Consider the following 14130-nt stretch of genomic DNA (forward strand, 5'->3'; position numbering starts at 1 on the left):
TGGCGGGTCGCGTTATTGGCTGTCGGGACCGCCGCCGCCGTCGCTGCTGGTCTGGTTCAACCGGTGGCTGACGCCCAGGTCGTCCCGGCCACGACGAGCGTCCCGGCGGCCGTGTCGGCAGTGGCGACGGATGCCGGGGTGGCGTCGGGCGATGTCGCTCTGGACGGGTACGGGGACGAGAGCGGTTACCACCTGCAGATCGCCCAGGGCGGGTCGGCGTGGCGGGAGGTCGCGATCCTGCGGCCGGCGGGCCTAGATCCGTCCGCCTGGGTTGGCTATCAGTGTCTTTCCGGGGACGGGAACTTCGCCGCGGTGACCGTTCTGCCGGCTTCCTCGGTCAACCTGTCCCAGGCCCGCGACCGGGGTGCGTTCGCGTTCTCGGTGGACCTGGCCTCCGGTGAGGTGCACCCGGTGGCGTCCGGGGTGGGCTTGAAGTACTACTCGCCTGGGTGCGGCACCGGCGATGACGGAGTGTTCACCACCGACCTGGGCGACCAGGACGCCTCGACCGTGTTGACCACGGCGGATCTGGCCACCGGTGCGGTGCGGTCATCGGTCACCGTCGCCGGTCAGGTGACCTCGGCGGCCCCGGCGGTGACCGGCACAGTCGCGGTGGCAGGTTCGAGCATCGTCGCGGTCGGCACCGACGGTGCCCTTCAGGTTCTCGCCCGGGTCAGCGGGGATGCCTACGAGCTGCACCCGGCGGCGGACGGCGGTGTCGATTTCTTGACCACCGACCAGGCGGGGTCCACGGCCGTCGCACACCATCTCCTCGCCGGCGCTGTCACCGACCTGGGCACCGGGCCCAGGACGCGACTGCACATGTTCGCCGGCCGGGACGGCGGCGCGGTGCTGTCCGGGTCCGCGACGTCCGACGGCCCCGCAGCGAGTGCGGCCAAGGTCGCGGTCGTTGACGACGGGGGCCTGCCGCAAGGGGCGTCGAGCTCCTCGTTGGACGGCAGCGTGCTGATCGGCGCCACCCCGGGTGGCACGGACCAGACGACCGGGCAGGCACCGACATCCCTGGTGCCGACGACCGGCGTGACGACCCTGGTGCCTCGGGCTAGTAGCTCGGACCCGGACGCCGCCGCGGTCAGCGGCGCGGATGGGTCGGTAGTGGCGGCGCCGTCGGGCACGTCTGTGTCCACGACCAGTCAGGTCCCCACCTACGTCCCGCCAGGCGTCACCCCCCAGTCCACCCAAGACGTGGCGCCCACGCCTAGCGCAGCTGGTCTGCACCCGGGCGGCGATGCCGCCCCGGCGGCCTACCGCCTGCCCTCGACCGGTCCTTCGACCACCGCGGTGCCCGCGGTACTGCGCCGCTCGACGAATCCGACGGCCGTGGGGGCGTTCTCAGTGCAGGCCGCGTCGACGCAGACCCCGACGTGCGCGGTCGCCCCGGGTGATGTGAGCAAGCAGGTAATGCAGCCATCGCCGGCCCAAGTGGACTGGGCGGCGCAGATGGCCGAGCAGGGCCTGCTCACCGGCGCGGCATCCACGCGGCCCGCGAACTGGCAGGGCCTGGGCTTCCCGGCGTACTCGCCGAGCACCGATTTCCCGTTGATCCCGCTGTCCCACCCGGCCGGGACGAGCAGCTCGACGGTGCCGCGGGTGGTGTTCGAAGCGATCATGGCGCAGGAGTCGAACTTCAACCAGGCCTCCTGGCACGCTCCGGCGGGTAACGCCGGCGACCCGTTGATCGCCGACTACTACGGCGCCGCGGGCGACATCGTCTCGATGAACTACGCCGGCGCCGACTGCGGCTACGGCATCGCGCAGGTCACCGACGGCATGCACGCCGGTGATCACTCGCTGTCCGCTCGTGGGCAGGTCAAGGTCGCGGTGGACTACCAGGACAACATCGCCGCGGGGCTGCAGATCCTGGAAGGCAAGTGGAACCAGCTGTACGCGGCGGGGATCACCGCAAACAACGCCGATCCGCAGGATCTGGAGAACTGGTACTTCGCGATCTGGGCCTACAACGGCGGTGTCCAGCCGGGCAGCAGGTACAACTCCACCGGCTGCACCCCCGGACCGAGCTGCACCGGCCCGGACGGCACCTGGGGTCTGGGGTGGACCAACAACCCGGACAACCTGGACTACCCGCCGTCGCGGGCGCCGTTCCTGCAGACCTCCTACGCCGACGCGGCCCACCCGGGGAACTGGCCGTACCAGGAGCGGGTGATGGGCTGGATGGCCTCGCCCATCGTGCGCTACGGCTCTAAGGCCTACGCCAAGCCCACCTATCAGGGCGGGCAGAGCTGGCTGCAGATCCCGGCCCGGGCCTCGTTCTGCACGCTGACCGACAACCACTGCGACCCGCAGAACACCAACACCTCCAACCCCGGTGCCACCCACTGCATGCTGGACGACTTCGAATGCTGGTGGCACCAGCCCGTGACGTGGATCCCGAACTGCGCAACGACCTGCGCGACCAGCCCATACACGGTGGGCTCCGGGTCCACCGAGCCGACGTTCGCCAACCAGAACCCGCCGACCTGTTCGGTGGACCACGCCAAGGTCGCGACCAACGCCATCGTGGTCGACGACGAGAGCGCCCCGCCGGCGAACCTGCAGGGCTGCGGAACACCGAACTGGTCTTCGGGCGGCTCCTTCACCCTCACCCCCGGCGCCAACGCCGCCGGGGACCCCATCGGCCAGATCGACATGCATCAGCTCGGTGTCGGCCTGGGCGGGCACGTCTGGTTCTCCCACACCGAGGACGGCACCAACCCGGGCCTGATCAACACCGGCACCTGGACCCCGACGCTGCCCTCGCTGCAGTACTACACGGTCAAGATCCACGTCCCGTCCATCGGGGCGACCGCGACCAACGTCGTCTACACGATCAACCCCGGCGGGAACGCGACCCCGTGGAAGATCCGCGTCAACCAGAGCTTCGGCTCCGAGCAGTGGGCGACCATCGGCACGTTCGCCATGCAGAACGGCGGCAGCGTCTCCCTGTCCAACCAATCAGCGGTCATCCAGAGCGCCGGCCAGCACGCCTACAACTTCGACGTCGCCTGGGACGCGGTCGCCTTCGTGCCGCAGGGCGGCACCCCGGGCACCCCGATCGGCGGACCGCCCACCGTGCAGGACGAACCCAAGGGCTCCAACCCCGCGTGGCTGCAGTGCGGGTGCGCCAAGCGCACCGCCGGCGACCCGGTCGACACCTCCACCGGCTACTTCGGGGACACCTTCACCGACCTGTCCATCCCCGGCCGCGGCATGCCGCTGAACTTCACCCGCTCCTACGCCGCCGCCACCGCCGACCCCACCGGCCCCAACGCAGCGCTGGCCAAGGACGGGCCCTTCGGGTACGGCTGGACCGACAGCTACAACCTGACCGCCGCCACCGATACCACCAGCGGCGCGGTCACCATCACCCAGGAGGACGGCTCCCGAGTGCCGTTTACCAAGAACGGCAGCACCTTCACCCCGTCGGCGCCGCGCTTCGACGCCACCCTCGTCGCCTCCGGCTCGAGCTATGTCTTCACCCGCAGCGGCCGGGAGATCTACACCTTCGACGCCGCCACCGGTCACCTCACCGCCGAGACCACCCTGGCCGGCGCGCACGCCGCCCCGGCGTACAGCACGGCCCTGGCCTATGACGGCTCCGGGCACCTGTCCACCGTCACCGACCCGGCCGGCCGCAAGCTCACGCTCACCTGGACCGGGAGCCACATCACCGCCCTGGCAGACACGGCCGGGCGGCGCATCGACTACGCGTATGACTCCGCGGGCAACCTCACCGATGTGTACGGGGTGGGCACCGACCGCAGCGCGGGCCTGGCCTCCAATGACCGGTTCCAGTTCTCCTACGTCGCCGGCAAGCACCTCGTCGCCTCCATGCGGACACCGAAGAATTACACCTCGTCCTCGGTGACGGCCGCGGCCACCACGATGACCTACGACTCCGCAGACCGGGTACTGACCCAGAAGGACCCCACCGGGCGGGCAACCACCTTCGCCTACGGACCCAGCAGTTCCCCGGCGCTGTCCGCCGGGCAGACCCTGGTCACCGACCCGGGCGGTCACAAGACCCTGGACACCTACTCAGGCGGCCTGCTCACCAGCGAGACCAAGGGTTACGGCACCGCCGACGCCGGCACGTGGACGTACACCTACGACCCGGTCAGCCTGGGCGTGTCCACCGCCTCGGACCCGGACGGCAACCTGCAGACCTTCTCCTACGACACCCACGGCAACCAGATCGCCGCGTCCAACGCCCTGGGCTACACCACCTCCAGCACCTACGACGACGCCGGTGACCTCATCGAGTCCGTCGATCCGATGGGCGTGGCCACCGTCAACGTCTACGACCAGGCCGGGCACATCAACACCAGCTCCACGGCCACCAACACCGGCGGATTCACCTACGGAGACCTGACCTCCACCACCATCACCCAGGCCGGGAACGTCGTCGAGTCCAGCACCGGCAACCTCGGAACCGCCCCCGCGCGGACCACGAACTTCTATTACACCGACCCCGCCCACCCTGCCGACCTGACCAAGACCGTCGACCCGAACAACCACGCCTCCACGGCCACCTACGACACTTTCGGCGACCAGGTCAGCAGTACCGACGCCACCGGCAACACCAGCAAGGCCGGGTACAACACCGGCACCGGGTGGGTCACCTCCACGGTCAGCGGCAACGGGGTCGCCGCCGGCACCACTCCGGGCTGCACGCCCCCGACCACCGGCTGCACCACCGTCACCCGCAACGCCTACGGCCAGCCCCTGGTCACCACCGACGCCCTGGGCCACACCACCAAAGCCACCTACGGCGGCGACGGCCAACAGTTGACCGCCACCGACGGCAACGGCAAGACCACCAGCACCACCTACGACCAGGCAGACCGCCCCACCGTCAGCACCGCCGCCGACGGCACCACCACCAAGACCGACTACAACCCCGACGGCACCGTCGCCGACACCATCGACGGACTCGGCCGCAAGACGACCTACAGCTACGACGGGCAAGGACGCACCGTCGGCACGACCGATCCGGACAACCGGAAGTCCACGATCACCGTCGATCACGCCGGGCGGGTCACGGCCAGCACGGACGCACTCGGACGGAAGGTCACCCCCACCTCGAACGCGGCCGGCCAGATCACCAAGCTGACCTACTCCGACGGCGTGACCCCCACAGTGAGTTACGGCTACGACGCCGACGGCCGCCGCACCACCCTGACCGACGGCACCGGCACCACCAGCACCACCTACGACACCTTCGGGCAGATCACCGCCACCACCAACGGCGCCGCAGCCACGGTGAACTACGGCTACGACACCGCCGGGAACCTGACGTCCTGACCTACCCGGGCCAGGCCACCCCCGTCATCCAGGCCTTCGATGCATCGAACCGCATGACGTCGGTCAAGGACTTCGCCGGCCGGGCCATCACCTTCGGCTACGACCACGACCACGCATTGACCACCACCGGCTACCCCGACGGGGTCACCGTCACCAACACCTTCGACAAAGCAGACCGCTTGACCCAGACCGTTGCGGCCAAGGGCTCAACCGTCATCACCACCCTGGGCTACGGCCTGGACAGCGCCGGCCAGGTCACCTCGCAGACCGCCGGCGGCGCCACCCAGACCTTCGCCTACAGCAGCCGCGAACAGCTCACCTCCAGCACGGGCGGCGCGACCGGCAGCGGCGGTACCGCCGGGTACGCCATGGACGCCGCCAACCACCCCACCACCGTGGGCGGGGCCACCCAGGCGTTCGACCCGGCCGGACAGCAGTGCTGGTCGACCACCACTGCGGTTACCACCCCGACCTGCGGCACCATCCCGACCGTCGCCACCACCTTCACCTTCGACGGAGTCGGCGAGCGCACCAAGAGCACCCCGGCCAACGGCCCGCCCTCGACCTACGGCTACGACCAGGCCGGGCGCCTCACCTCGGCCAGCACCCCCGCCGGGAGCGGGAAGTACACCTACAACGGCGACGGCATCCGCACCAGCAAGACCGTCGGCGCCACCACCACCCGCTACACCTGGGACGCAGCGACCAACCTGCTGTCCGACGGCACCAACAACTACCTCTATGGCCCGGACGGCGCCCCCATCGAACAGGTCGGCGCCGCCGGCGCGTACTACTTCGTGCACGACCAGATCGGCTCCACCCGCACCCTGCTCGACTCCACCGGAGCCGACGCCGGCCGCTACAGCTACACCCCGTACGGCCAGGCCACCCACACCGGAACCGCCGCCAGCCCACTGCAGTACACCGGGCAGTACACCGACACTGAGACCGGGCTGCTCTACCTCCGAGCCCGCTACTACGACCCCACCACAGCACAGTTCCTCACCATCGACCCACTGGTGGGCTCAACAGGCACCCCCTACGCCTATGTCAATGGCAACCCCCTCAACGACGCCGACCCCACTGGGCTGTGCGGGTTCTGGTGCATAGCTGCCATCGTTGTGATCGACGTCGGCGAGGAAGTCCTCACCGATGGGGCCGCCTCCGCAGCGCTTCCAGAAGAAGATGCAGCCATCGCAGCCGCATTCGATGGTGGCTGCGCGGCTGCAGAGAGCGCCACAAAAGGTGGGGTCTACGTACTCAAAGAAGAGGGTACCGTTGTGCGCACAGGCAGAACCAACAATCTCAAAGTACGAGAGCGTCAGCACGCGAACGACCCAGAGCTGCAACACCTAGATTTCGATACGGTTCACAGATCGGATGTCTACGAAGAACAGAGGGGGTTGGAGCAGAAGATTTACGACGCCAACCCACAAGCGCAGAAGGTTAACGGCGGGTACAATAAGATCCGGCCAATTAGTCCCAAAAGTCCCAGGCTAGGAACCTACCAGCAGGCTGCAAACCGACACCTTCGGGGGGATCGAGCTGTATGATGTAAAATAGGGAAATAAAGGTCTTTGAGAACACCCATTGTTCAGGGAGAACAACAATTCTATGACATCGCGCACCCGGCGGGACCGTATCGAGTTTTCGGAAGGCGACGTCTTCGGTGTGCCTGCCCCAGACGGGAGGTGGGCATCTGGAGTTGTCGCCCGGCGTTCGGTCACCTCCCCGGAAATCTCACTGGGGTATTTCTTCGTTGACCCTCTTTTCGATTCGCTACCAGACAGGTTGACCTGCAACCTTAGTGCAGAAAACGCCGCATTTATATCTCGATTCAGCGGGATGGGACTCACGTCCGGCGCTTGGCCAATCTTCGCCCAGATTAGGCCATGGAATAGGCTTCTGTGGCCAATGGTTCCGTTGATGAGCTCGCCAGTTCTGCCTGAGCCCGAGGGTACATGGAATATCCAGCTGTACAATGAGGACGATCCCGCTGACTTGCTATCCATGCGGCATGTCTTGAAGGCGGAGGCGGTCGGTCTTCCTCAGGCGTCGCTCGCAGGTTACATATCCATCGAAAGGCGCCTTAACAAACTGATCGCTGCGATGTGATCGGGGGGATTCGATTAGCGTGTAAGGCGTCGTTCTCAGCGTAGAGTCGAAGGGTGCTTTGCGTGGTGGAGTCCGTGGCCGTTTCGTCATGTTCGGTCGGCTTGCCAAACGTTGGATACGCTTTTCAGGCCTCCGGGCGACTCACTGCAATGCATTGTTAGGCGTACTCTGACCATCGTCTGGGGGGAATTGTTGTGGTCAAGTCCGGTACCAAGCTAGCGGTAACGACACTCTGTTTTCTTCTCGGGGCTGCCCTGAACAGTTGCGCCTCACCCCGGAACGACGCTCAGTGCAGCAGGAGGAGGTGATGCAGCCGCTGAAAAGGTCGTATCCAGCGCGGCGGTCACCGCCGCCCGGGCGCCCGCCCCGGATGCATTTACCCCCATCGTCACTTACCACGGGGGGTTGATCACGCTCGAACTTCCCCCGGCGGACATGTCTCCCCAGATGTCCGCGGACGAAGCATATCAACGCCTTCAAGGCGGTAACTTGTTTTTAGATGCGCCAAAATATTCCGAGCCTATCGTTCGGTATGCCCTTCTCACGAATTCAAGTAATGGGACGCTCCGTAATAATGGAAGTGTCGACCCGGCACATGTTGCCGAACCAGTATGGGTAGTCGCATTTACCGGCTACCCGGTTCATGCTGCCGGGGGCGCGAGTGCCGAGGGTGCCTCTGTAAGCGAGCCTCCGGCCGTACTCCAAGACATCGTCAGCATCTTCTCTGATCAAACGGGGAGTTCTCTCAGCGTCCTTGTTGACGTGCCTGATGGTCCCTATCAGGAAGTCCCGGCGAACAAGGACAGCACCATGGTAGACAGCGCAAAATTCCCGCCTCCGCACAAGTAAGCCAGGCACTATTGACATAATATCAATTATCGGCCGTCCGGGGGGCGTGCGGGATGGGTGTTGACAACCGGCTGTGGCGGCTCCGGGTGATGCTCACCAACGACGAGAGCACCCGGACCGATCTGGTAACCAGCTTGGCCATCTGTGCCGTTTTCGTGGTGCTGGGCGCCAGTCTGCTGGTGCAGGCCGATGGGTTCGTTATCGGGTTCTTCGGGCTGGTGCTGATTGTGATCAACCTGGTCGGGGGCGCCCGTGATGGTGTGCTGTTACGGCGGACGTTCGCGGCACCCTCGGAGTGAGTCCCGAGTCGGGGTCAGACGTCAGCAATTAGTCACAGTGACGATAACGCTGGCAAGACTATGAGCTGGGGCTGACGACAGCCAGGTTCAAGCCGGCGCACACTGCGCCGTCGGGTGTTCCGGGCATGATGTACAACTTGCCGGCGCCGCTCAAGCAGCCGACCAAGGGGTCGTCAGGCTTGATCCACCCACGTTCGCCGGCCATGCTGTAACGGCAGATGTCTTGCCATTCCTCAATCGTGTGGCTGGGTAGCGTCTGATCCGCACGGTCTGCGAAGGCGACGCCATAAGACCGTCCGCTGGACTGGGTCTCGGGTCCAGCTGCGGCGCTCGCAGCGTCTTTGAAGCAGTATGCCAACTGGATGCCCGGCGGCAACGAGCCTTCATGCAGGCCAACAAGGGCAGAGACACCCGACCCGAACTCGCAGTTCGACGGGCCGTTCACGCCCTGGGTCTTCGCTACCGGGTCTCCTTCCGACCCATCCCCACCTTCCGACGCACCGCAGATCTGGTCTTCACCCGAGCCAAGGTGGCCGTCTTCGTCGACGGGTGCTTCTGGCACGGTTGCCCCGAACACCACACCGTCTCCGCCACCCACGCCCGATTCTGGGCCGACAAGATCACCAGGAACCGCGAACGCGCTAGGGAGACCAACGCAATCCTTCAGGAGGCGGGTTGGATCGTCATGCGCTTCTGGGAGCACCAGGACCCGACCCTCGCCGCACGAGCCGTCGCCGTCCAAATGACATCGCTGCATCGCGACGCCACTGCGGCCGCGACGGAGTCTTACCGGTCCACGTCACCGCCTCACCGCCCACCTCGTCCCCCGGAGCGTGACCCTCATGGCTGACATCGGCGAACCGCGGCGGCGGATCGAGGTCGTGCCCACCACCGCGCCGCTCCTTCCGGCCACCCCCGCCGAACCAACCCCCGCGCCTACCCACGCCCCTTCGCCAGCCGACCCGGCGCGGACCGGGGCGGGCAAGCCGGGCCAGTGACCGGTCAGGACCGAGCCGCGGTCGGCGCCGGCCCGGCAGATCGGGTGGCGGCAGGCCCGGTCGTCCAACGTGCTCAACCCCGGTGCCCGGTCGTGGACCGGGGTCTTGATCGCGCCGTGGGTGTGGCCCCTGGACACCCCGGTCGTGGCGGTTACCAGCGGGAACATACGAAGACGGGCCGGGGCGTCGATGACCCTGACCGGTGAAACAACCCCGCAGATCCAGCGGCCCGCGCTGGTAGCCGCGGTCGCGCTGACCGTGGGCTATCTCGCGGTGATGCTCGCGGTCGCGGTTCCGCTGGCGTTGGTCCTGGTGGGGCCGCTGTCGTCGGGCTGGGCGGCCGTCGTGGCGCTGGCCATCGTGTGCGGGCCGATGCTGGCGGAGCTGGCGGTGCAGGTGCTGCGCCTGCTGTGCACTCCGCAGGTGCGCTCCCTTCCCGCCCACCGACGCGAGCTCGCCGCGGCGACCGGGGCGCCGGTGTTCGTGATGTCTTCCCTGGTGCGCTCCAACCGGGAAGGTGAGGGCAGCCAGCTGCTGCAGGTGCTGCATGAGGAGTGGCAGGCCACCGGGGCGGTGTTGCTGCTCACCCGGCCAAGGAGGCGGTGGCCGACTACTACGCCGCGCACGGCGCCGTCCCTGACGGTGTCGACCGGCAGGTGATGCGGTCGACTACCGCGCCGCCGTCACGGTAGAGCTCCCGCCTTGTCCCTAGTCCCCTGAGCAGCCGGTGATCGCGGTCAAGAAGACTCGGTCACCGGACGGGTGGCGGCGTGCTAGAACGACCAACTTCGGCCTGGTCGCCAGCCACGACAGGGGCTCCTCCCCCAAGACAGCCACGACCGGTCGTGACCATCCGACTACCTTCCGGTACCCTCACCCACTCTGGTCGGTTCGAGAAGGGGTTTGACATGCGGAAGCCTGTGGGATCAAGCATTCTGAAAGTGCTCGGAATAGCTGTGGCGAGCATGCTCATCTCCGCCTCCCCTGCACTCGCAGCCGGGCCTGCGGCCTCGCCGAGCTCGCCGCAGCTCAGCTCCCCCACCAGTGACCCCGGCGCCGAACCTGCCGGCCCCCGAGGAACCGGCCCCTATGTACCCTTGACGAAAGCCAGGACCACCACCAGTAGTGCTGCTTCGACCCAAGCCGCCGGCAACTGCGGCGTTCGTACCGACACTCCTCATGTGTCATACACGACGGCCAACCAGATTCACACCCGGGTGGAGTCCTTCTGCACAACCGGGATCGTTTCTCAGAACACAGTTAGTGCGACCACCTACAGATCCCGGTGGTACGGCTGGGAAAATCGAGGATCTGCCAGCGCAGGGCCGCGAATGGCTCAGACGGTTCGGGTTACTGTAGCTATCGACTGCACCCGTGGCGAAAAGTACCGTTACCGGACAACGTCACGGGGCGTAGCGACGATCAACGGGACGACCTACACTGCCGCATCTTATGACGAGAACAATTCAGAGATCACGTGCGGAGGCTGAGGCTTTCGGTTCTGATCGTCCTCGTGACGTTTGCATCAGGGGGGTGCGCCCGGCCACAGCTCGACGCATCCCCGTCCGGAATGAACCCAATAGCCGAATTCGCACCTGGCGGACACCCTCCATTGGTCTCGTTCGCCGAAGGTGTGGATCAGTTCGAACCTCCGGTGGTGCTGTCCTGGGACGGGTCAGGAATACCACCCACGGAACCAGCTTCGCTGGACTGGGCACGAGCACCTCGAGTCAACTTGACCAACGGGAAAGTCCTTATGACCCTGAGTGAAGGGAACCCTCCTGAGCGCCTCGTGATGCAAACGTTCGCTACGATCGACCCGGACGGTATTCCCCAGGGCTCCTCCGTCGAAGTGCTCTGCGACTTCCGCGCGGACACAAAGTGTCCCCTGCAGTTTGACTACTCAAATAGTCATCTCAGCGCAGACTTAAGAGCCAGCACTGCCGATTTAAGGGGGTTTGCTACCGTTCAGCTGACATGGGTCTCAGCGGCTGACGAGGGAACCGCGAAAGACACCTGGGCGACATGGATTGGAATGATCGGTGAATAGCCCAGCAGATAGCTACCTTTTTTCTCGCGCCGCTGAGATCGCCGGCCTGACAGAGACCCCTCAATCTAGATTGAGCACGGTCTCCGGCGAATCCGCAGCCGTGTGCATAGTCGGCTCCAGCGTTGTTGTGCTGAGTATTTTCGATAACTTGACGACTTCACCAGCGCTGTGCGGGAGTGCGACGACTGACCTTCCGGTGGACGGCGCTGACGGGCTGTTTACAATGAGCGCCAAGTTCCGTAGGCATGGCCGTCACTGGGTGCGTCGTTGGATCTCGGCAACGGCGTCTGTAAAGACCAGTAGCGGCGTCACGGTGATCTCCTCGCTCGTCCTCCGGTAAAAGGGTAGGCGGCCGCCACCTCATATAGACCGTCGGGGTGACCGCGAACCTCCTTGAACGCCTATCGGTGATCGGGGGGAGTTGATTCCTGGCCGGTGCTACCAGTCGGCGCCGGTGTCGCGGTCGGTCTCCGCGCCGCGCTCGGCGTCCCGGTCGTCATCGACCGCAGGGCCGCGGCGGGTCTGGGTGGCGGTGTGGGAGCCCATCGCGTTGATCCGTGCTGCGTTCGCGGCCAGCATCTGCGCCTGCCGGGTCCGCAGCGCCGGCGGCTTCGGCAACCCCAGCGGTCCTTGCGGGGTGGGGTCGTACGGGACGTGGACGGCGATCTTGTCCAGGACGCGGAAGGCATCCAGGTCCAGCGTCGACGCAGCGCGGGCGGCGTGGCGGGCCCGCAGCGGCGCGGGCATCCGGGCGATGATCGGCGCGACGTAGCGCAGGGAGTGGATGCGCGCCTCGATGCTCTGCTCGCCGTTCAGCGACGCGGTCAGGGCCTGGTCGACGACCAGGTCGGCCAGCGGCCGGCGCTGCCCGATCGCGATGGCCAACGCCTGGACACCGGCGGTGGCCAAGAGGTCGGCGGGGTCGGTCCCGGCGGGCAGGTTCGATACCCGGGCATCGTGCACGCCGGCCGCGGCCAGCAGGTCGTGAGCGGCGGCGGCGGCCCGCTGACCGGCGGGGTCGTTGTCCAGGGCGACGATGATCTTGCGGTCGGTCAGCGGGGCGATGCGGTCCAGGGTGGCCAGCTGCTGCCCGGTGAGCGCGGTACCCAACGGCGCGACGGCGACCAGGCGCCGCCCGGCGTGGGCGGCGGCGGCGGTGATCGCAAGGGCATCCATCGGGCCTTCGACGATGGCCAGGCTGGCCCCAGCCCGCAGCTGGTCGATCGTGTCGGGGGTGAGTCCGTAGGGCAGGACGGTCTTGCTGAACAGGTCGGTGGTGGCGCTGCCCAGGTACTTGGGGGTGCGGTCGTCGATCTCGCTGGGGTGGGCGCGGCCGGTGAAGGCCACGACCTGCCCGGTGGCGTCGTGGATGGGCAGCATCGCCCGGTTGCGGAACGGGTCGATCAAGGCGCCGCGGCTGGTGATCCGGGCCAGGCCCGCGGCCAGCAGCTCGGTGTCGGTGAACCCGGCTGCCAGCAGGTGATCCAGGGTGCGCGTCCACCCGCCCGGGGCGTAGCCGATACCGGAGGGGTCCAACCCGCGGCCGGCGACGTAGGCCGGGACCCAGGACCGCGGCGCGAGCTGGCGGTAGTAGTCCCACGCGGCGATGACCGCGGCGCGAGCCCGGGTCTGCGCCGCGTTGTTCTCCCCGGCGGGCAGCACGATGACAGGGGCGAGGGCCTACGGATCCGCGGGCCCGGTCTCAGAATTAACCCGCGGTTCAGGCAGCTGCGCCTGAGCGCTGTCGGTATCGAGGCCGGCGGGGTGGGTGGTGGCGGTCCGCGGATCAGGCTCGGGGGCATCGGTCTACAGGTCGGCCGGGGGGATGCGGTCGTCTTCCGCGGGTCGACCGGGGCCGGGTCGGCGCCGGGCTGCGGTTTGGGGACGGCCAGGGTGCCGACGGGTCAATGCAGCAGGATCCCCCGCGCGTGTGCGGCGGCGCCAGCAAGGACTTGCCTACGAGCCGGACGCCGTCCTTCCGCCTCGGTCCCGGTCTCGCTCCCAGGCTCGCCGCCGTACAGCGTCGGGCTGCTCTACTGCCGCTCCGGGGCTTGGCCTCGGAACTTCGAAGCGGGATACCGCTGAGCGGTAGCAGCAAGCTTGACCGCCGCCGCCGGACCCAGATCGACGCCCGTCTCATCGGCCAACATGACCAGGTAGAGAAGGACATCAGCCAGCTCTTCGGCCAACCGCGTATGCAGCCGCCCCGCTTTCACGTCCTCCCGGACGGTCGCTGCAGGCTGCCATTGAAGGAGCTCTGCTACCTCCCCGACCTCTCCAACGAGTGCTAGTAGCAGCGACTTTGCGTCGTGGAACTGCTCCCAGTCGCGGTCGCGGTTGAACGTCCGGACTGCCTCGGTCAGCTCGCGCAGGTCATACACGGGGGTCACTGTGCCATCCCGCCCGTCCTTCCTCCTATGCTCGTCACTGCGGCCCGACGGGCACCCGTTCTACGGACAGTCCCCCACCCGCACGAATCTTTTCGTGCTGCCCGGGG

7 protein-coding genes are annotated in these 14130 nt (G+C 67.1%); 5 read left to right on the forward strand and 2 right to left on the reverse strand.

All coding sequences use genetic code 11. From position 1 onward, the window contains the following. Nucleotides 1-63: 63 nt before the first annotated feature. From J2S58_RS11405 to J2S58_RS11425, 5 genes are all read left to right on the forward strand, one after another. Nucleotides 64-5322 carry a DUF6531 domain-containing protein gene (locus tag J2S58_RS11405; protein ID WP_205258246.1) on the forward strand — a complete coding sequence of 1753 codons (5259 nt, stop codon included), beginning with the start codon at nucleotides 64-66 and terminating at the stop codon, nucleotides 5320-5322. A 53-nt stretch (nucleotides 5323-5375) separates the two neighbouring features. Further along, entirely contained in the window at nucleotides 5376-6875 is a 1500-nt protein-coding gene (locus J2S58_RS11410) for an RHS repeat-associated core domain-containing protein (protein WP_205258245.1), read from the forward strand. A 1464-nt stretch (nucleotides 6876-8339) separates the two neighbouring features. Next, nucleotides 8340-8585 carry a hypothetical protein gene (locus tag J2S58_RS11415; RefSeq protein ID WP_205258244.1) on the forward strand — a complete coding sequence of 82 codons (246 nt, stop codon included), beginning with the start codon at nucleotides 8340-8342 and terminating at the stop codon, nucleotides 8583-8585. Between the two features lie 385 nt (nucleotides 8586-8970). Further along, on the forward strand, nucleotides 8971-9435 hold the full coding sequence (locus J2S58_RS11420; RefSeq protein WP_205258243.1) for a very short patch repair endonuclease: 465 nt from the start codon (nucleotides 8971-8973) through the stop codon (nucleotides 9433-9435). Between the two features lie 337 nt (nucleotides 9436-9772). Next, nucleotides 9773-10243 carry a hypothetical protein gene (locus tag J2S58_RS11425; RefSeq protein WP_205258242.1) on the forward strand — a complete coding sequence of 157 codons (471 nt, stop codon included), beginning with the start codon at nucleotides 9773-9775 and terminating at the stop codon, nucleotides 10241-10243. 1828 nt (nucleotides 10244-12071) lie between these two features. On the opposite strand, the gene J2S58_RS11430 is transcribed toward J2S58_RS11425, so the two are convergent. Both J2S58_RS11430 and J2S58_RS11435 read right to left on the reverse strand, forming a co-directional pair. Continuing rightward, on the reverse strand, nucleotides 12072-13295 hold the full coding sequence (locus J2S58_RS11430) for a toprim domain-containing protein (protein WP_205258241.1): 1224 nt from the start codon (nucleotides 13293-13295) through the stop codon (nucleotides 12072-12074). A gap of 371 nt (nucleotides 13296-13666) precedes the next feature. Then, a complete protein-coding gene (locus tag J2S58_RS11435; protein ID WP_205258240.1) occupies nucleotides 13667-14014 on the reverse strand; it encodes a nucleotide pyrophosphohydrolase in 348 nt (115 codons plus the stop codon). Nucleotides 14015-14130: the final 116 nt, after the last annotated feature.

Origin of the sequence: Nakamurella flavida, assembly GCF_030811475.1 — a bacterium.
GTDB classification, from domain to species: domain Bacteria; phylum Actinomycetota; class Actinomycetes; order Mycobacteriales; family Nakamurellaceae; genus Nakamurella; species Nakamurella flavida.

Bases quoted from the DNA above. Each gene is read 5' to 3' on its own strand.
- J2S58_RS11420 (WP_205258243.1), top strand. From the start codon at position 8,971: ATGCAGGCCAACAAGGGCAGAGACACCCGACCCGAACTCGCAGTTCGA.
- J2S58_RS11415 (WP_205258244.1), top strand. From the start codon at position 8,340: ATGGGTGTTGACAACCGGCTGTGGCGGCTCCGGGTGATGCTCACCAAC.
- J2S58_RS11425 (WP_205258242.1), top strand. From the start codon at position 9,773: ATGACCCTGACCGGTGAAACAACCCCGCAGATCCAGCGGCCCGCGCTG.
- J2S58_RS11410 (WP_205258245.1), top strand. From the start codon at position 5,376: ATGACGTCGGTCAAGGACTTCGCCGGCCGGGCCATCACCTTCGGCTAC.